Source organism: Ruegeria sp. ABF4_144, assembly GCF_056160045.1.
In genome coordinates this window covers 2,167,711-2,187,043 of sequence record NZ_JBSWWK010000001.1, presented here as the reverse complement: position 1 = coordinate 2,187,043, position 19,333 = coordinate 2,167,711, and the positions used below count along the sequence as shown (strand labels likewise).

Annotated in this window: 20 protein-coding genes; 17 read left to right on the top strand and 3 right to left on the bottom strand. The window is 59.5% G+C overall.

What is annotated here, in order from left to right:
- Window positions 1-3: 3 nt before the first annotated feature.
- On the bottom strand, window positions 4-1,824 hold the full coding sequence (gene glmS / locus ACXAGD_RS10985) for a glutamine--fructose-6-phosphate transaminase (isomerizing) (RefSeq protein ID WP_475210531.1): 1,821 nt from the start codon (window positions 1,822-1,824) through the stop codon (window positions 4-6).
- Between the two features lie 3 nt (window positions 1,825-1,827).
- Complete coding sequence (glmU, locus tag ACXAGD_RS10980; protein ID WP_475210529.1) at window positions 1,828-3,180, bottom strand: bifunctional UDP-N-acetylglucosamine diphosphorylase/glucosamine-1-phosphate N-acetyltransferase GlmU; 1,353 nt, start codon at window positions 3,178-3,180, stop codon at window positions 1,828-1,830.
- Window positions 3,181-3,314: 134 nt separating this feature from the next.
- Between glmU and ACXAGD_RS10975 the strand changes: the two genes are divergently transcribed.
- The 3 genes from ACXAGD_RS10975 (at window position 3,315) to ACXAGD_RS10965 (ending at window position 6,529) form a co-directional block, all read left to right on the top strand.
- Complete coding sequence (locus ACXAGD_RS10975) at window positions 3,315-3,986, top strand: HAD-IA family hydrolase (RefSeq protein WP_475210527.1); 672 nt, start codon at window positions 3,315-3,317, stop codon at window positions 3,984-3,986.
- 39 nt (window positions 3,987-4,025) lie between these two features.
- A complete protein-coding gene (locus tag ACXAGD_RS10970; protein ID WP_475210524.1) occupies window positions 4,026-5,216 on the top strand; it encodes a DegT/DnrJ/EryC1/StrS family aminotransferase in 1,191 nt (396 codons plus the stop codon).
- A gap of 149 nt (window positions 5,217-5,365) precedes the next feature.
- Complete coding sequence (locus tag ACXAGD_RS10965; RefSeq protein ID WP_475210522.1) at window positions 5,366-6,529, top strand: isovaleryl-CoA dehydrogenase; 1,164 nt, start codon at window positions 5,366-5,368, stop codon at window positions 6,527-6,529.
- A 50-nt stretch (window positions 6,530-6,579) separates the two neighbouring features.
- Here ACXAGD_RS10965 and ACXAGD_RS10960 read toward each other — a convergent pair whose 3' ends face one another.
- Entirely contained in the window at window positions 6,580-7,185 is a 606-nt protein-coding gene (locus tag ACXAGD_RS10960; RefSeq protein WP_475210521.1) for an OmpW/AlkL family protein, read from the bottom strand.
- Between the two features lie 136 nt (window positions 7,186-7,321).
- On the opposite strand from ACXAGD_RS10960, the gene ACXAGD_RS10955 reads away from it, so the two are divergent.
- The 14 genes from ACXAGD_RS10955 (at window position 7,322) to nuoE (ending at window position 19,325) form a co-directional block, all read left to right on the top strand.
- Window positions 7,322-8,854 (top strand): AMP-binding protein, encoded by a 1,533-nt coding sequence (locus ACXAGD_RS10955; protein ID WP_475210519.1) that lies wholly within the window; start codon window positions 7,322-7,324, stop codon window positions 8,852-8,854.
- 23 nt (window positions 8,855-8,877) lie between these two features.
- Entirely contained in the window at window positions 8,878-9,309 is a 432-nt protein-coding gene (locus ACXAGD_RS10950) for a hypothetical protein (protein WP_475210518.1), read from the top strand.
- The gene (locus ACXAGD_RS10945) at window positions 9,306-10,910 is read left to right on the top strand and encodes a carboxyl transferase domain-containing protein (protein ID WP_475210516.1); all 1,605 of its coding nucleotides are present in this window, start codon (window positions 9,306-9,308) and stop codon (window positions 10,908-10,910) included. Before ACXAGD_RS10950 ends, ACXAGD_RS10945 begins: the two co-directional genes overlap by 4 nt.
- Entirely contained in the window at window positions 10,910-11,335 is a 426-nt protein-coding gene (locus ACXAGD_RS10940; RefSeq protein WP_475210515.1) for an ASCH domain-containing protein, read from the top strand. Before ACXAGD_RS10945 ends, ACXAGD_RS10940 begins: the two co-directional genes overlap by 1 nt.
- Window position 11,336: 1 nt before the next feature.
- A complete protein-coding gene (locus ACXAGD_RS10935; RefSeq protein ID WP_475210513.1) occupies window positions 11,337-13,265 on the top strand; it encodes an acetyl/propionyl/methylcrotonyl-CoA carboxylase subunit alpha in 1,929 nt (642 codons plus the stop codon).
- Between the two features lie 72 nt (window positions 13,266-13,337).
- A complete protein-coding gene (locus tag ACXAGD_RS10930; protein ID WP_475210510.1) occupies window positions 13,338-14,192 on the top strand; it encodes a hydroxymethylglutaryl-CoA lyase in 855 nt (284 codons plus the stop codon).
- A gap of 6 nt (window positions 14,193-14,198) precedes the next feature.
- A complete protein-coding gene (locus tag ACXAGD_RS10925) occupies window positions 14,199-14,987 on the top strand; it encodes a crotonase/enoyl-CoA hydratase family protein (protein ID WP_475210508.1) in 789 nt (262 codons plus the stop codon).
- Between the two features lie 188 nt (window positions 14,988-15,175).
- Window positions 15,176-15,541, top strand: a complete 366-nt coding sequence (locus ACXAGD_RS10920) for an NADH-quinone oxidoreductase subunit A (protein ID WP_050602775.1) — start codon at window positions 15,176-15,178, stop codon at window positions 15,539-15,541.
- Entirely contained in the window at window positions 15,532-16,065 is a 534-nt protein-coding gene (locus tag ACXAGD_RS10915) for a NuoB/complex I 20 kDa subunit family protein (RefSeq protein WP_010442777.1), read from the top strand. The genes ACXAGD_RS10920 and ACXAGD_RS10915 overlap by 10 nt, the downstream gene beginning before the upstream one ends.
- 11 nt (window positions 16,066-16,076) lie before the next feature.
- Window positions 16,077-16,679, top strand: coding sequence for an NADH-quinone oxidoreductase subunit C (locus ACXAGD_RS10910; protein WP_475210507.1), 603 nt, complete (start codon window positions 16,077-16,079; stop codon window positions 16,677-16,679).
- Window position 16,680: 1 nt separating this feature from the next.
- Window positions 16,681-16,857, top strand: coding sequence for a hypothetical protein (locus ACXAGD_RS10905; protein WP_475210505.1), 177 nt, complete (start codon window positions 16,681-16,683; stop codon window positions 16,855-16,857).
- 1 nt (window position 16,858) lies between these two features.
- Entirely contained in the window at window positions 16,859-16,984 is a 126-nt protein-coding gene (locus tag ACXAGD_RS10900) for a hypothetical protein (RefSeq protein WP_475210503.1), read from the top strand.
- Complete coding sequence (locus tag ACXAGD_RS10895) at window positions 16,984-18,207, top strand: NADH-quinone oxidoreductase subunit D (RefSeq protein ID WP_475210502.1); 1,224 nt, start codon at window positions 16,984-16,986, stop codon at window positions 18,205-18,207. Before ACXAGD_RS10900 ends, ACXAGD_RS10895 begins: the two co-directional genes overlap by 1 nt.
- Window positions 18,207-19,325 (top strand): NADH-quinone oxidoreductase subunit NuoE, encoded by a 1,119-nt coding sequence (gene nuoE / locus ACXAGD_RS10890; protein ID WP_475210500.1) that lies wholly within the window; start codon window positions 18,207-18,209, stop codon window positions 19,323-19,325. The genes ACXAGD_RS10895 and nuoE overlap by 1 nt, the downstream gene beginning before the upstream one ends.
- The last annotated feature ends 8 nt before the right edge of the window (window positions 19,326-19,333 follow it).

Below are 19,333 nucleotides of genomic sequence, written 5' to 3'. Positions count from 1 at the left end.
GTTTCACTCCACTGTGACGGATTTCGCCAGATTGCGCGGTTGGTCCACATCCGTCCCTTTAGCCACGGCCGTGTGATAGGCCAGCAGCTGCGCCGGGACCGAATACAGGATTGGGGCGAGGCTGGTGTGGACATGCGGCATACGGATGGTGCTCCAGACGCCATCCTCTGCCTCGGCAATGCCGTCATCGTCTGAGACCAGAATGACTTTGCCTTTGCGCGCCATGACTTCCTGCATGTTCGAAACGGTCTTGTCGAAGACCGCATCACGCGGGGCCATGACAACCACCGGCATATGTTTGTCGATCAGGGCGATGGGGCCGTGTTTCAGCTCACCTGACGCATAACCTTCGGCGTGGATATAGCTGATTTCCTTGAGTTTCAGTGCGCCCTCCATGGCCAGCGGATACATCAGGCCGCGGCCCAGAAACAGCACGTCGCGCGCCTCGGACAGGCGCTGGGCGGATTTCTTGATGGCCTGGTTTTGATCCAGTGCGGTGTTGAGCGCGGTTGGCAACCCGCGCAGCGCGGCGGCGTGATCGGCCAGCTCTTCGTCGCTCAGTGTTCCCCGATCCGCAGCCGCCTTCAGCGCCAGCATCAGCAACACGCTCAACTGGCAGGTAAACGCCTTGGTCGAGGCCACGCCGATTTCTACCCCGGCATGGATGGGCAGGGCGATGTCGCTTTCCCGCGCGATTGAGCTTTCGGGGACATTGACCACCGACACGATTTTGTCGGCCTTGCCTTCGCAGTAACGCAGTGCGGCCAGTGTGTCGGCGGTTTCTCCCGACTGGCTGACGAACAGCGCCGCCGTCCGGCCCGGAATCGGCGGTTCGCGATAGCGGAACTCGCTGGCGATATCGACCTCTACGGGCATCTTGGCCAGTTGTTCGAACCAGTATTTGGCCGTTAGACAGGCGTAAAAGGCGGTGCCACAGGCCACCATGGTCAGGCGGTCAAGCTTGGTGAAGTCCAGATCACCGGGCAGGATGACTTCATCCCCGCCGGTGGGCAGGTACGACCGGATCGCTTCGGCCACCACCACGGGCTGCTCGGCAATCTCCTTGGCCATGAAGTGCTTGTGACCGGCCTTGTCGGCCCGGGTCTGGTCCAACTTGATCTGGCGGGTCTCGCGGTTTGCCAGTTCTCCGACCTCGTTGCGGATTTCAAGCGAGGTGCGGGTCAGCACCGCGCGGTCGCCTTCCTCAAGATAGGTAATGCGGTCGGTCAGTGGTGCCAACGCAATCGCGTCCGAGCCCACGAACATCTCGCCCACGCCATGCCCGATGGCCAGGGGGGAGCCCTTGCGGGCCGCAACGATCAGATCGTCTTGGCCGTCGAACAGGAAGGCCAGCGCAAAAGCACCCTTGAGACGGTTGATGGTTTTGAAGGCGGCCTCAACAGGGGACAGGCCGGTGTTCAGGTAATGCTCGGCCATCAGTGCGACGGTTTCGGTGTCGGTTTCAGTTACGAAATCCACGCCATGTTCGGCCAGTTCCGCCCGCAACTCACGGTAATTTTCGACGATACCGTTATGTACCACGGCGACCGGACCGGCCTTGTGGGGGTGCGCGTTGGTGACTGAGGGTGCGCCATGGGTGGCCCAGCGGGTATGTCCGATGCCAGACTTTCCGGGCAACGGATCATGCACCAGCAGATCGCTGAGGTTGACCAGCTTGCCCACCGCCCGGCGGCGCCCAAGCGCGCCATTATTGACCGTGGCGATGCCCGCACTGTCATAGCCGCGATATTCCAGCCGCTTCAGCGCTTCGACCAGGATAGGGGCGGCTTCGTGTTCGCCCAGAACACCTACGATTCCACACATGGATCAGGCTCCTTTGTCGCGGCGAGCCTTCTTCGCCTTCAACATGTCAAACAATTTACGCGCATAGCCCGGCTTGTTGTCCTGCTTGGCGCGGGCAACGGCCAGTGCGTCGGGTTCTACGTCGCGTGTCACAACGGTTCCGGTCGCCGTCATTGCTCCATCACCCAACGTGACTGGGGCCACCAGCATGGTGTTCGAGCCGATGAAGACATTCTCACCAATGGTGGTGCGATGCTTCATCACACCGTCATAGTTGCAGGTGATCGTGCCTGCACCGATATTCGTGGCCGCGCCCACAGAGGCATCGCCGATATAGCTGAGGTGATTGACCTTGGCGCCTTCGGCGATTTCAGCGTTCTTGATTTCGACAAAATTGCCGATGCGGGTGTTTTCCGCCAACTCTGCGCCAGGGCGCAGGCGGGCATACGGGCCGACAACAGCCCCTCGACTTACATGGCAGCCCTCCAGATGAGAAAACGTCCGGATCGTCGCGCCGCTTTCGACCGTGACGCCGGGGCCGAATACCACGTTGGGTTCGATCACCGTATCGCGGCCGATCACGGTGTCAGCGGCCAGATAGACGGTTTCCGGGGCCATCAGAGTGACGCCTAGCTCAAGCAAAGCGGCGCGTGCATTGGCTTGAAATACGGCATCTGCCGCCGCCAGATCAGCGCGCGAGTTAACGCCTAGCGTCTGCACCTCATCACAGGCGACGGCCGTGACTTTCAGGTTGCGACTGCGGGCGATTTCAACAACGTCGGGCAGATAGTATTCACCTGCCGCGTTGTCATTACCTACTGCGTCGATCAGGGAAAACAGTGTCTGTGCATCACAGGCTAAAAGTCCTGAATTGCAGAGAGTTATCGCGCGCTCCTGATCCGAGGCGTCTTTAAATTCAACGATCCGTTCCAGACTGTTACCATTCATGACCAGGCGGCCATAACGCGCGGGATCGGCGGCCTCGAAACCCAGAATGACCATATCGTTTTCCGCCCGGGCCGCGATCATGCGTTCCAGCGTGTCAGGCTGCAAGAACGGCGTGTCGCCGTACAGAACTACTACATCGCCTTCGAACCCCTTCAGCGCGTCACGGGCCTGTGCAACGGCATGGGCAGTGCCCAGTTGTTCTACTTGCACTGCGATCTGAGTGGTGTCGTCCTCTTCCGTGGCTACCTTTGCCACGGCCTCGGCCCCATGACCGGTGACGATCACAGTGCGCTCGGGCCACAGCACGGCACCGGCGCGCATGGCGTGGACCAGCATCGGGACCTGGGCAATGGGGTGCAGAACTTTGGGGATATCCGAATGCATCCTGGTGCCTTTTCCGGCGGCAAGGATGACAAGGGCAGTGCTCATGAACTCGATTTCTCTTTGTGTTTTGTTGCCGTCCGTTTTATCCGCTGAGGTCAAAGGCGCAAGCGGTTCAGCCATCAAACAAGATTGCCGTTTGCAACACGACACGGCAAAAAACCGCCGAAGCAGGAGGCGCAATGCGAACGGTAATCTTCGATTTGGACGGAACATTGGCCGATACGTCGGGTGATCTGCTGGCTGCGGCGAACCACTGTTTTCGACAGATGGGGCACGGTGATGTACTGGTGCACGAGCAGGACGCGGCGGTTGCGTTGCGGGGCGGGCGGATGATGCTGACGCATGGGCTCAAGCGGGTAGGCGCTTATGACGAAGAGACTGTTCACGCCTATTATCCGACCTTGCTCGAGGCATATTCGCAGGCCATCGACACGCACACGCAGTTCTATCCCGGCGCCCTGGACGCGGTCGAGGTTTTGCGATCCGCAGGCTATGGTGTCGGCATCTGCACCAACAAGCCCGAGGCGCTGGCGCATCAGTTGCTGACACAGATGGGAGTGCGGGATGCGTTCGCCTCTCTGGTCGGTGCTGACACGTTGCCGGTGCGCAAACCGGACCCGGAGCCCTTGCGTGAGGCTGCGCGCCGTGCGGGTGGGCATCCGGATTTGTGTGTACTAATAGGGGATTCAGATACCGACCGCAACACGGCCCGCGCGGCGGGTGTGCCCTCGGTTCTGGTGACATTCGGCCCGTCCGGTGATGACATGGCCGCGCTGGAGCCCGAAGCCTTGCTGCATCACTTCGATGATCTACACTCGGTAGTCGAAGGGTTGATCGGTGCGGCGGCGTGATCTCTTGACCCACAACCCGCGCAGTATCAGAACAAGTCTATGACCGAGACATTCACTGGCAGCTTCACCCAGCAGGAACCCATCCCCGAAGAGGCGATCGAGGCGGCGATGGCTGTCCTTCGCCATGGACGCCTGCATCGTTACAACGTTACGCCCGGAGAGTTGGGCGAAACAGCTTTGCTTGAGCAGGAATTCGCGGCGCAGATGGGGGCGCAATACTGTCTGGCCGTGTCGTCTGGCGGTTATGCGCTGGCGACGGCGCTACGGGCGGTCGGGGTGCAACCGGGCGATCCGGTTTTGACGAATGCCTTTACGCTGGCACCGGTGCCAGGTGCGATTGCCTCGGTTGGCGGGCGACCGGTCTTTGTTGGCGTGACCGAAAGCCTGACCATCGATCTGGAGGATCTGGAGGCTAAGCTGGATCAGGCGAAAGTGCTGATGCTCAGCCATATGCGCGGGCATCTGTGCGATATGGATCGGCTGATACAGATGTGCGATGCCGCAGGTGTAATCGTGATCGAGGATTGCGCCCATACGATGGGCGCCGCATGGCGCGGGCAGCTTTCTGGCCGGCAGGGGGCGATCGGTTGCTATTCCTGCCAGACCTACAAACACGTCAATTCAGGTGAGGGCGGGCTGCTCATCACCGATGACGAAGAATTGGCAGCCAAGGCGACGATGCTGTCGGGCTCGTATATGCTCTATGAACGCCATCTGGCTGCGCCGGGGCCGGAGGTGTTTGAGAAGATCAAATACACCATTCCGAATGTGTCCGGACGCATGGACAACCTGCGCGCAGCTATTCTGCGCCCGCAACTGCGCGATCTGGATCGGCAGGTCCAGCGTTGGAATGAACGCTACGATGAGATTGCGGCGGGTTTACGCGGAACGCCAGGACTGACCATCGTCGAGCGTCCCGATGGGGAAACCTATGTCGGGTCTTCGATCCAGTTTTTGCTGCTCGACTGGTCACCAGAGCGCATTGCTGAAGTGATCCGGCGTTGCGCAGCGCGCGGAGTGGAACTTAAGTGGTTCGGCGGGGCTGAACCAACCGGATTTACGTCCCGCTATGACAGCTGGCGCTATGCAGAAAGCACGCCTTTGCCCTCCAGTGATCGCATTCTGGCCGGCATCATGGACATGCGCGTGCCACTGACCTTTTCACTGGAGGATTGCCGCCTGATTGCGCGCATCATCCGGTCCGAAGTCGGCGCGATTTATCAATCCTGATCCAAATGAGTGCACCTGAGGTGCACACTCTATCCTTCTACAGCCGCCCTTTTCGGGCGGCTGTCTTTGTTGGGTCGTTGACCGGGGGCGATAAGGCTGATATCAGTTTATTGAACATGTGTTCATTTATGCGAAGGAGGAGATCGCGTATGTTCACGACCACAATGCAATTTGATCTGGGCGAAGACGTAAATGCCCTGCGCGAAATGGTGCATCGCTGGGCGCAGGACCGGGTCAAGCCGATGGCGGCCGAGGTCGATAAGTCCAACGCTTTTCCCAATGAATTGTGGAAAGAGATGGGCGATCTCGGGATGCTTGGGATCACTGTATCAGAAGAATACGGCGGGGCAGGGATGTCATATCTGGCCCATACCGTCGCGGTCGAGGAGGTCGCGCGGGCGTCTGCTTCGGTTTCACTGTCTTACGGGGCGCATTCGAATCTGTGCGTCAACCAGATCAAGCTGAATGGGACCGATGAGCAGAAAGCGAGGTATCTGCCGCGCCTGATCTCAGGCGATCATGTGGGCGCCTTGGCGATGTCCGAGGCATCGGCGGGATCCGACGTGGTGTCGATGAAGCTGCGCGCGGAAAAGCGTAACGACCACTATCGGTTGAACGGCAACAAGTATTGGATCACCAACGGGCCGGACGCGGATACTCTGGTCGTCTACGCCAAGACGGAACCGGAGGCGGGGTCCAAAGGGATTACAGCCTTTCTGATCGAGAAAGAGATGAAAGGTTTTTCGACCTCGCCTCATTTCGACAAGCTGGGGATGCGCGGATCGAATACGGCCGAGTTGATTTTCGAAGATGTCGAAGTGCCGTTTGAAAACGTTCTGGGTGAAGAGGGCAAGGGCGTCGCGGTTCTGATGTCCGGTCTGGATTATGAGCGCGTGGTTCTGGCCGGAATCGGGACAGGCATCATGGCGGCCTGTCTGGACGAGATCATGCCCTATCTGGCCGAGCGCAAGCAGTTCGGAAAACCCATTGGCAGCTTTCAACTGATGCAGGGCAAGATCGCGGACATGTACACCGCGATGAACTCGGCGCGAGCTTATGTCTATGAGGTTGCCAAGGCCTGTGACCGGGGGGATGTGACCCGACAGGACGCAGCGGCGTGCTGCCTGTATGCCTCGGAGCAGGCGATGACGCAGGCGCATCAGGCGGTACAGGCAATGGGTGGGGCCGGGTTCCTTGCGGATTCGGCGGTCAGCCGAATTTTCCGTGACGCCAAGCTAATGGAGATCGGCGCGGGAACCAGCGAAATCCGTCGGATGCTGATCGGGCGCGAATTGATGAGCGAAGTGCTGTGATGGAAAAACGCCTCGCAGACGAGGGAGCTGCGAGGCGTTCTTTCAAAGGATCAGAAGCGATGGACGTAGGATACGCCGACCAGCCAAGGATCGATATCGGCGGTGCCGATGTCGGTGCCGTTCAGTTTGACATCCGACTCGATGTCGAACCAACGGACGTTCAGACGTACGGCACCGTTTTCAGTGACCATGTAGTCCAGACCGGCCTGCAGCGCGACGCCGACCGAGTTGTCCAGTTCCAGATCGCCCAGAGCCGATTTCTCGTCGAAGAAGATGGTGTAGTTGATACCGGCGCCGACATAGGGCTTCCACGCGCTGTTGGTCGGGAAGTGGTAGTTCAGCGACAAGGTGGGCGGCAGGTGCTTGAGCGAACCCGCATCGACGCTGCCACCAAGGGTGACTGTGTGGCTGAACGGGGTCGCGGCCAGCAGTTCGATACCCAGGTTGTCCTGGATGAAGTATTCAGCGGTGAAAATCGGGCGCGTGTCCGCATCCACCTCGGCATCCAGACCAGCCAGAGTGCCATTGTCGGATTTGGGGTCAAGGTAGCCAACACCGACACCAACGGTCCAGTCACCTTGGTTCTGGGCCATACCGGGGGCGGCAAGCGCGACAAGCGCGGTAGAGAGTGTCAAAGCGGCGAGTGTTTTGGTCATTTTGCGGCCTTTAATTTTGTGTACGGAGCGGTTTTGCCGAACCAGGGCGCGGTAAACTCTGATCTGCATCAAGTTTCTGTGAGATCGGGCGCGCGTGCACGGTCGGAAGCTGTCATGAAAACAAGGGGTTCTGATCATGAGTCCCATTAGGCGCATACCGGGTATGCGGGAAACGGGGAGCTGGGACATTCCTGACCGGCTGAATATGGCGCGGCAGTGCCTGACCCATCCCAGCGACAGTATCGCCATACTTGATCTGACAGCCGGAGGGCGCAACACGGTTTCTTATGGCCAACTTGGCCGCATGACCGATGGGATTGCGCAGGCGTTGTTGACCGGAATACAGCCCGGTGATCGCGTGGGCGTGCTGCTCAGTCAATCGCCTTGGTGTGCGGCAGCGCATTTGGCGATCTGGAAGCTCGGGGCGATTTCGGTGCCGCTGTTCAAGCTTTTCAAGCATGACGCGCTGGCCTCTCGGGTTGGCGACGCAGGGGTTCAGGTTGTACTGACGGATGAGGAGGGCGTGGCATTGCTAAGCGATCTGGCGCAGCCAATCCGGGTTGATCAGATCGCGCCGTCCGACGATCCGCTGCCCTATGCCGATACCGGCCCCGAAGACCCGGCTGTGTTGATCTATACCTCGGGCACCACTGGCAGCCCGAAGGGAGCTTTGCACGGGCACCGGGTTCTGACTGGTCATCTGCCGGGTGTTTCGATCAGCCACAACCATTTGCGGGACGGTGATTGCCTGTGGACGCCCGCCGATTGGGCGTGGATCGGCGGATTGTTCGACGTGCTGATGCCCGGCTTGGCGCTGGGCATTCCCGTGGTTGCCGCGCGGCTTGAGAAATTCACCCCCGAAGCCTGCGCCGATGTGATCGCGCGCGGCGGAGTGCGGAACGTGTTCTTTCCACCCACAGCCCTGCGGATGCTGAAGGCGGCGGATCAGAGCGTCCCCGGCCTGCGTTCTGTCGCATCTGGTGGTGAGTCTCTGGGAGCTGAAATGCTCGCTTGGGGGCAAAAGGCGTTTGGCCTGACGATCAACGAATTCTACGGCCAGACCGAGTGCAACATGGTCGTGTCCTCCTGCGCCGAGGATTTCCCAGTGCGCCCTGGCTGTATCGGCAAGCCGGTGCCCGGACACGAGGTGGCGGTGATCGACGAAAGCGGCAACCCGACTAGCGAGGAGGGCGACGTGGCCATCCGGCGCGGCTCGGCCTCGATGCTGCTGGAGTACTGGAACCGGCCACTGGAGACGGCCGAGAAGTTCCGAAGCGACTGGCTAATCACCGGAGACCGCGGTGTTTGGGACGGCAACTATCTGCGCTTTGTCGGTCGCGACGACGACGTGATCACCTCGGCCGGATATCGTATTGGCCCGGCCGAAATCGAAGATTGCCTGCTGACCCATCCGGCGGTGGCAACCGTCGGCGTGGTCGGAAAGCCTGACCCGCTACGGACCGAGATCGTGAAGGCCTATGTCGTGTTGAAGCCGGGGGCCGAGGCCTCGAGGCAAGAGTTGCAGGACTGGGTCAAGGACCGACTGGCGCAGTATTCCTATCCGCGCGAGGTGACTTTTCTTGAGGAACTGCCGATGACGGTGACGGGAAAGGTGATCCGCATGGAATTGAAGGCACGCGCGATACAGGAAGTGGGGGCTCAAAGTTGAACCGACTATTGTTCGTTTTCTTGATGGCGATCTCTGCGCTCGTGTCCAAAGCACACGCTGATGATCCTGATCCAAGTGGTTGGGCAGAAAGGTGTTTTGATAGCTCTGAGGGTCAACTGAATTGGTTGAGCAAAAGGGAAGAATGTCTGGCTGTGATATTAACTTATTGCGAGTCTGCCCAAGACCAGCGTGCGTGTTTTCTCAACCTTGAAACCAGATACAGAGTCCTTGGTAGCAATCTACTAGCTGGGCTTCCCAATACGATAGATGCCGAGAGTCCGCAGGCTGACTTCTATACCTCCCGACTTGAAACGCTTCGCGATATTAACGCGAGTGTTGAGTGCAAAGATTACACAAGCAACGATTACTGCGCTGCTGGTGTGGCAATTCAGAAGTACTTGGCCGCTTCATCGCTAACGAACTGGTTGGCCGAACTAGAAGGCGAACAACAATGAAACTCACATCCAAAGCCATGTCCGCCTCTGAGGGCTTCAAGACAAACCGCGCGGCCCATCTCGATGCTCTGGCCCAGATAACCGCCGCTGCCGAAGCGGCCCGCATGGGCGGTGGTGAGAAATCCCGCGCGCGGCATGAATCGCGCGGCAAGATGCTGCCGCGGCGTCGTGTGGCGAACCTTTTGGACCCGGGTTCTCCGTTTCTGGAAATCGGTGCGACCGCAGCGCATGGGATGTATGGCGATGTCGCACCCTGTGCCGGGGTGATCGCAGGGATTGGCCGGGTGCAGGGGCGTGAGGTCATGGTGGTGTGCAACGACGCCACCGTGAAGGGCGGCACTTATTATCCGATGACCGTCAAGAAACACCTCCGCGCGCAGGAGATCGCTGAGGAAAACCATCTGCCCTGCATCTATCTGGTCGACAGTGGCGGCGCGAACCTGCCCAATCAGGATGAGGTTTTTCCCGACCGCGATCACTTTGGCCGCATCTTCTTTAACCAAGCGCGAATGAGCGCGAAGGGGATCGCTCAGATCGCCGTGGTGATGGGGTCGTGCACGGCGGGCGGAGCCTATGTGCCTGCAATGTCCGATGTGACCATCATTGTGAAAGAGCAGGGCACCATCTTTCTGGCCGGACCGCCTCTGGTCAAGGCGGCAACGGGTGAGGTTGTCAGCGCCGAGGACTTGGGTGGCGGCGACGTCCACACCCGCCTGTCCGGCGTGGCCGATTACCTGGCCGAGGATGATGCACATGCGCTAGCCTTGGCGCGTCGGGCAGTCGGCTCGCTGAACCTACGCAAGCCGCAGACGGTGGACTGGGCCAGCCCTGAAGACCCGGCCTATGACCCCGAAGAAATCCTCGGTGTCGTTCCGGCCGATCTGCGCACACCTTATGACATCCGTGAGGTGATCGCTCGGCTGGTCGATGGGTCGCGGTTTGATGAGTTCAAGCCTCGGTTCGGTGAGACGCTGGTGACCGGATTTGCCCATGTCAAAGGTTGCCCGGTTGGGATCATCGCCAACAACGGCGTGCTGTTCTCAGAGGCGGCACAAAAGGGCGCGCATTTTGTCGAGCTGTGTTCTCAGCGCCATATCCCGCTGGTTTTCCTGCAGAACATCACTGGTTTTATGGTTGGTCGGAAATACGAAAACGAAGGCATCGCGCGGCATGGCGCCAAGATGGTGACTGCCGTGGCCACGACAAACGTGCCGAAGGTTACAATGCTGGTCGGCGGATCCTTCGGAGCTGGAAACTATGGTATGGCCGGTCGCGCCTATCAGCCGCGTTTCCTGTGGACTTGGCCGAACTCGCGCATTTCGGTGATGGGTGGTGAGCAGGCCGCTGGCGTTCTGGCCACCGTTAAACGTGACGGGATCGAACGGCAGGGCGGCACTTGGTCTGCTGAGGAAGAGGCCGAGTTCAAACGCCCGACGATTGAGATGTTCGAGGAACAATCGCACCCGCTCTATGCCTCGGCGCGGTTGTGGGATGATGGCATCATCGACCCGCGCAAAAGCCGTGATGTGCTGGCCCTGTCGCTGAGTGCTGCGCTGAATGCCCCGATTGAGGAGACACGTTTCGGCGTGTTCAGGATGTGATGAGCATGGTTTTGAAAGAAGTGTTAACCCGTTATCCAGGAGCCCAAACCTTCAAATTTGGTGACAGTGCGAAGATGAGCGCAGACCTGCTGGCGCTGGTTCGTGCGGGTAAGAAAACGGCAACCTGCGGTGCGCTGCGGGACTATCCTGAAGGTAGCCCCGATACGCCGGTGATCGGACGGCGCGACATCGCCCTGGACTGGGATGACAGTCCGGCTGCGGTGATTGAAACACTTGATGTCACGATCTGCCGTTTCTGCGATATGACTGAGGATTTTGCTCTGGCAGAGGGCGAAAATGAAACGCTTGAAGGATGGCGGGAAGATCACCGCAGGTATTTCGAACGCAACGGCGGGTTTGATCCTGAGATGGAACTGCTTTGCGAGCGGTTCCGCCTTGTCGAAGATTTAGCAGGCGAGGGGTAATATGTTCCACAAGATCCTGATTGCCAACCGAGGCGAGATCGCCTGTCGCGTGATGGAAACCGCCCAAAAGATGGGTGTGGCCTGCGTTGCGGTTTATTCTGACGCGGATGCCTCGGCCAAGCATGTGCAGATGGCCGATGAGGCTGTGCATATTGGTGCCGCTGCACCGGCTGAGAGTTACCTGAAAGGGGATGTGATCATTCAAGCCGCGTTGGATACAGGCGCGCAGGCGATCCATCCGGGGTATGGCTTTCTGTCCGAAAACCCCGAATTCGTAGATGCGGTTGAGACTGCAGGGCTGACCTTTATCGGCCCCTCGGCAGATGCGATCCGTCAAATGGGTCTCAAAGACGCGGCCAAAGTGGTAATGGAGCGGGCGGGCGTGCCCGTCGTGCCCGGCTATCACGGTGAAAATCAAGACCCCGAGCATCTGGCAGGGGCCGCAGACACCATCGGTTATCCCGTGCTGATCAAGGCCGTGGCCGGTGGCGGTGGCAAAGGGATGCGGCTGGTTGAACGCCCCGAGGACTTCGCCACAGCCTTAGATAGTGCGCGCAGCGAGGCCCGCACGGCCTTTGGCAATGACGCCGTGTTGGTTGAGAAATTCGTCGCCAAACCTCGGCATATCGAAGTGCAGGTCTTTGGCGACGGTACACACGCCGTGCATCTGTTTGAACGCGACTGCTCGCTGCAACGGCGGCACCAGAAAGTGATCGAAGAGGCTCCGGCCCCTGGAATGACGTTCGAAATGCGTGAGGCGATGGGGCAGGCGGGTGTGCGTGCGGCGGAGGCGATTGGGTACAAAGGGGCAGGGACGGTTGAGTTCATCGTCGATGCCTCGGACGGGCTGCGGCCGGATCGGTTCTGGTTCATGGAGATGAACACCCGCCTTCAGGTCGAACATCCGGTCACCGAGGCAATCACCGGCGTTGACTTGGTGGAATGGCAATTGCGGGTCGCCTCGGGTGACACGCTGCCGAAAGCGCAGCACGACCTGTCAATCAATGGCCATGCCTTCGAGGCGCGGCTTTACGCAGAAGACGTGCCCAAAGGGTTCTTGCCTGCAACTGGCACCCTGACGCACTTGCAGTTCCCTGGCGCCTGCCGCGCTGACAGCGGCGTGCGTGCGGGGGACACGATCAGCCCGTGGTACGATCCGATGATTGCTAAGGTCATCGTCCACGGTGCCACTCGCGCAATCGCTTTAGAGCAGCTTCACCGCGTCCTTCAAAAGACCGAAGTAGCGGGCACTGTGACTAATCTGGCTTTTCTGGGCGCGTTGACCCGGCATCAGGGGTTCGCTGCAGGCGATGTGGACACGGGTTTAATCGGCCGGGACTTGGACGGGTTGAATCGGGATGCCCCAACCTCTGCTGCGACATCCGTGGTGGTGGGCATGACTGCGCTGCGGCTGGTCGAGACAACCGACGAGACCGGGTTTTCTCTGTGGGCGCCTTTGCATCGTGCCGTTCAGTTGATGGCTGACGACCTTATTGAACTGGACGTGCAGGTCGAAGGCCCAAACCGGCAGATATGGCAGGTTGGTGCAGAGACCGTCATTGCGGAACGCAGCGGTGACGGCTGGTCGGTCGGTGGGGCGCCAATGCCGCGTGTTGCGGTGGCCGGGTCAAGGATCACCGTGTTCGAACATTACGGCCGTGCGTTTGATGTTGTCGACCCGCTGAACCGCGACACCAGCGCCGCTGGCGATACCAATGTGATTGAGGCCCCGATGCCCGGTTTGGTGAAAGCCGTGTTCGCTTCGGTTGGACAGGTGGTTAAAGAAGGGGATCGGCTGGCCATCCTGGAGGCGATGAAGATGGAGCACTCGCTTCTAGCCGCCCGTGACGGCATCGTAGCCGAGGTGTTGGCCGAAGACGGCGCGCAGGTCGAGGCCGGAGCAGCCCTTGTTCGGTTGGAAGAGGAGTAGCCTGTTCCTGCACCGCTTCGCGTGGCACAGTCGGGTCAACATGTTGGAAACAAAACCGGGAGGAGCGCTGTAATGGACGAACGGGTCGAGATATTCGAAGCGGGGCCACGCGATGGTCTGCAAAACGAACAGCGCGAAATTCCTGTGGCAGAGAAAGTGGCCCTCATCGACTGCCTCAGCCGCGCCGGGTTCAATCGGATTGAGGCGGCCAGTTTCGTCTCACCCAAATGGGTTCCGCAGATGGCAGGCAGTGCCGAGGTTCTGGCAGGGATCAAACGGGCTAACGGGGTGCGCTATGCTGCACTGACGCCAAACATGCGCGGGTATGAGGACGCGCTGGCCGCCAAAGCAGATGAGATTGCGGTCTTTGCCTCGGCCTCCGAGGGATTTTCCAAGGCCAATATCAACGCCACGATTGAGGAATCGATTGAACGGTTTGTTCCGATCCTCGAGGCCGCGCGCCATATTGACCTGCCGGTGCGGGGCTATGTCTCTTGCGTGACCGACTGCCCTTATGACGGCCCGACCCCACCCGAGAAGGTGGCCGAGGTTGCGGATCGGCTGTTTGCGCTGGGCTGCTATGAGATTTCGCTGGGTGACACGATCGGGCAGGGAACGCCGGATACCATCGCGCATATGCTGCTGGCCGTGCGCGAACGTGTGCCAGTCACCCGGTTGGCGGGCCATCTTCACGATACAAACGGGCGGGCCATCGACAATATCGACGCCGCGCTTGCGCTGGGCGTCCGGACCTTCGACTCGGCAGTTGGTGGGTTGGGCGGGTGTCCCTACGCGCCGGGTGCTTCGGGCAACGTTGCAACCGAGACTGTCGTCGCGCATCTGGAGCGGCTTGGATATCAGACCGGGATTGACCTGGCGGTTGTTGAAGAGGCCGCCCAGTTGGCCCGAGCCATGCGAGCGGAGTGAAATGTAATGTTCGAAACGATCTCGGTGGCGAGTGACGCGCGCGGTGTGGCGACACTGACGCTCGACCGTCCGGAAAAGCACAACGCGATGTCGGCGCAGATGATTTCCGAGTTGACGGATGCGGCAGCGCAGCTGGGGGCAGAGGACGCGATACGGGTCGTTGTCCTGACCGGAGCGGGCATGAGTTTTTGCGCGGGGGCTGACCTGGGCTGGATGCAGGATCAGATAGCTGCCGACCCAGAAACCCGGTTCGCCGAGGCGCGCAAGCTGGCCGAGATGTTGCTGGCACTGAATTCAATGCCGAAACCTTTGATCGGGGCGCTTCAGGGCAATGCTTTCGGCGGCGGCATCGGTCTGACTGCTGTTTGTGATGTGGCCATTGGTGTGGATGGGGTGAAGATGGCGCTGACCGAAACCCGACTGGGCCTGATCCCGGCGACTATCGGCCCCTACGTCATCGCCCGAATGGGTGAGGCGAGGGCGCGGCGTGTGTTTATGTCCGCTCGGGTGTTTGACGCTGCCGAAGCTGTGGACCTCGGGCTGCTGGCCAAAGCTGTTCCAGCCATCGATCTGGGCGACGCCGTTGAAGCCGAAGTCCAGCCCTATCTGTCCTGTGCGCCCGGGGCCGTGGCCTCGGCCAAGGACCTCGTGCAAGGGCTGGGCCCGCGCATTGACGATGCTGTGATTGATCAGACGATCCGGGCGCTGGTCGAACGGTGGGAAACCGATGAGGCACGTGAAGGCATCAGCGCCTTTTTCGACAAGCGAAAACCTGTATGGAATACTCAGATTTAGCCGCATTTCAGGACGAAGACAGATTCGTTAATTTGCCATTTTTTTCAATTGTGGAGACAAGTGGAATATTAGCCCCCTGCGCGTTTCTGTTCGGTTGACCCTCTGACCCCACAGGGATAGAGAATGTCCAGTCAACACGCCAATTGACGGCGCGTCCCCGGGGGGTATGCGCAGGAAAGGAGCTATTCGTGGAAGACCTGCTGCGGGAGTACCTCCCGATTCTGGTGTTTCTGGCCGTTGCTGTGGGCCTTGGAATCGTGCTGATTCTGGCTGCTGTGGTACTGGCCGTCCGCAATCCCGACCCTGAAAAGGTCAGCGCATATGAGTGCGGATTCAACGCCTTCGACGATGCGCGGATGAAATTCGATGTCCGATTCTATCTGGTTTCGATTCTCTTCATCATCTTCGATCTGGAAATCGCCTTCCTGTTCCCTTGGGCCGTGGGTTTCAAGGACATCAGCGATGTGGGTTTCTGGTCCATGATGGTGTTCCTGGGTGTTCTGACCATCGGCTTTGCCTATGAATGGAAGAAGGGGGCTCTGGAATGGGAGTGATGACGGGTGCAAACACCGCTGGCGTTGATAAAGAAGTCGCCACCCAGGCCCTGAACGCCGAGTTGCAGGATAAAGGTTTCCTGCTGACCTCGACTGAGGACATCATCAACTGGGCTCGTACCGGTTCGCTGCACTGGATGACCTTTGGTCTGGCCTGTTGCGCGGTTGAGATGATGCACACCTCGATGCCGCGTTACGACGCGGAACGGTTTGGTATCGCTCCGCGTGCGTCCCCGCGTCAGTCGGACGTGATGATCGTGGCGGGCACGCTGACCAACAAGATGGCCCCGGCGCTGCGCAAGGTTTACGACCAGATGCCCGAGCCGCGCTATGTGATCTCAATGGGGTCATGTGCGAATGGCGGTGGTTATTATCATTATTCCTATTCCGTTGTGCGTGGTTGTGACCGGGTTGTCCCGGTGGACATCTATGTGCCCGGCTGCCCTCCGACGGCTGAGGCGCTGCTGTACGGTCTGATGCAGCTACAACGAAAAATCCGCCGAACCGGCACCATCGTACGCTGAGGAGAGGGCAGATGAGCGAAGCACTCAAAGAACTCGGCGCCCAACTGGAACTGAAACGGGCTGATTGCGTTCTGTCCTGGGATGTGACCCATGGCGAGTTGAACGTCGATGTGGCCCCGTCCAACATCGTGGAGTTCGTCGAATTCCTGCGATCTGACCAGAACTGCAAGTTCTCGACCCTGGTGGACATCACGGGAGTGGACTACCCCGAGCGCGCCAAGAGGTTCGATGTAGTTTATCACTTCCTGTCGATGTACCAGAACCAGCGTATCCGCTTGCGGGTGTCGATCCGCGAAGAAGACATGGTGCCCTCGATTGTGGATGTTCACCCCTCGGCCAACTGGTTCGAGCGCGAGGTGTTCGACATGTTCGGCATCTTGTTCTCGGGCCACCCGGATCTGCGGCGAATCCTGACCGACTATGGTTTCCGCGGCTATCCGTTGCGTAAAGATTTCCCGACCACCGGCTATACGGAGGTTCGGTATGACGAGGCGCAAAAGCGCGTGGTCTACGAACCGGTCAGCCTGGTGCAGGAATACCGACAGTTCGATTTTATGTCCCCATGGGAAGGTGCGAACTACATTCTTCCGGGGGATGAGAAACAGGAGTCTTAACATGTTTGAGTTCTTGATCTGGATTGTACTGGTAATTGCAACGGTCGTGCCAATGACCAAGCTGCTGCCGCATTTCGGGATAAACAAGAACTGGGCGTTTGCATGTATCATCTCTCCGATCGTTATTGTCCTGCTGTGGATGATGGCGATGAAGCTGCAAGAGATGGAGCGACGCTGACATGATGGGCGAACTGATCATTTTGGGCGCATTGGGCGTCTTGCTTGCAGGGGCTGCTGCAAAAGCGGCCGAAGCCGAAAAGGTCCGGGTCCGGGCTGAGGCGGAAAAGAAGAAACGAGGGCGTTGATGGACGGCTCAAGATACGATGACGGCAGCACGGACGCGCTGAGCGGAGAACAGAAGATCCGCAACTTCAACATCAATTTCGGCCCGCAACACCCTGCGGCGCATGGGGTTTTGCGTCTGGTGCTCGAGTTGGACGGTGAGATCGTCGAGCGTTGCGACCCGCATATCGGCCTGCTGCACCGTGGTACCGAAAAGCTGATGGAAAGCCGGACGTATCTGCAGAACCTGCCGTACTTCGACCGTTTGGACTACGTGGCGCCGATGAATCAGGAACATGCCTGGTGTCTGGCCATCGAAAAACTGACCGGTGTGGAAGTGCCGCGCCGGGGATCGCTGATCCGGGTTCTGTACTCAGAAATCGGTCGCATCCTGAACCACCTGCTGAACGTCACCACGCAGGCGATGGACGTTGGCGCGCTGACCCCGCCGCTCTGGGGCTTCGAGGAACGCGAAAAGCTGATGGTGTTCTATGAGCGTGCCTGTGGCGCCCGCCTGCACGCCGCTTATTTCCGCCCCGGTGGTGTCCATCAGGACCTGCCGCCGGAACTGCTGGACGATATCGAGGCGTGGAGCCACGAATTCCCTGCCGTTCTGGATGATATTGACGGTCTGCTGACCGAAAACCGCATCTTCAAACAGCGTAACGCCGATATTGGTGTTGTGACTGAAGACGACATCCAGAAATACGGCTTCTCGGGTGTGATGGTGCGTGGATCGGGGCTGGCATGGGACCTGCGCCGCGCGCAGCCCTATGAATGCTATGACGAGTTCGAATTCCAGATCCCCGTCGGCAAGAACGGTGACTGCTATGACCGTTACCTCGTCCGCATGGAAGAGATGCGCCAGTCACTGCACATCATCCGTCAGGCCATCGCCAAAATCCGCGACTGCCCGGGCGACGTTCTGGCGCGCGGCAAGATCACCCCGCCGAAACGCTCGGATATGAAGACCTCGATGGAAAGCCTGATCCATCACTTCAAGCTGTATACTGAAGGCTTCCATGTGCCCGCTGGCGAAGTTTATGCCGCCGTTGAGGCCCCCAAGGGCGAGTTCGGCGTCTACCTGGTCGCCGATGGCACCAACAAACCCTACCGTGCCAAATTGCGCGCGCCGGGGTTCCTGCACCTGCAAGCCATGGATCACGTCGCCGGAGGACACCAACTGGCCGACGTCGCCGCCATCATCGGCACCATGGATGTCGTATTTGGAGAGATTGACCGCTAATGCTCCGCCGTCTTCATCCCGAACAACCCGAAAACTTTACCTTCACCGCTGCCAACCAACAGTGGGCCGAAGCGCAGATTACCAAATACCCCGAAGGCCGTCAGGCCAGCGCGGTTATCCCGCTGCTGTGGCGCGCGCAAGAGCAAGAGGGCTGGCTGAGCCGTCCGGCGATTGAATCCGTCGCTGACATGCTGGGTATGGCCTATATCCGCGTGCTTGAGGTGGCGTCCTTCTACTTTATGTTCCAACTACAGCCGGTTGGATCGGTCGCGCATATTCAGGTTTGCGGCACGACGTCCTGCATGATTTGCGGCGCCGAGGACCTGATCGCGGTCTGCAAGGAAAAGATCGCGACCAAACCGCACGAACTGTCCGCCGATGGCAAGCTGAGCTGGGAAGAGGTGGAATGCCTGGGCTCTTGCACCAATGCTCCGATGGCGCAGATCGGTAAGGACTACTACGAAGACCTGACAGCCGAGAGCTTTGGCAAGATCGTCGACGATCTGGCGGCTGGCAAGGTGCCGACCCCGGGACCGCAGAACGGGCGCTATGCGGCGGAACCGTTGAAAGGATTGAGCAGCTTGGCCGAGTATGAGGCCGGTAAACCTCAGTACAATGCAAGTGTCGAACTGGCGACGGATCTGAGTGATACGGTCAAGCGGATCGACGGGACCGAGGTTCCGATACTGACCCCTTGGCTGGGTAAAGATGGTAAGCAGGCCGGTGCGTCGGCTGCGGCGAAACCTCCGAAAGCGCCTGAAACGCCGAAGCCAGCTGTGAAGCAGGCGGAAGAGGCGAAAGCCAAACCGGAACCGGCAGAGGTCAAGGAAGACCAACCCGAAACGCTGACTGAGGCGCGGGATGGCAAGCCGGATGACCTCAAGATGCTGAAAGGCGTCGGGCCAAAGCTGGAAGAAACGCTGAACGAACTGGGTTTTTACCACTACGACCAGATCGCTGCCTGGACGCCTGAACAGGTGGCGTGGGTAGATGCACGTTTGAAGTTCAAAGGCCGGATCGAGCGCGATGGCTGGATCGCACAGGCGGCCAAACTTGCGGCGGGTGAGGAAACCGAATTCGCCAAACGTGCCAAGGAAGACGGCACATACGAAGACTAAACGACGGT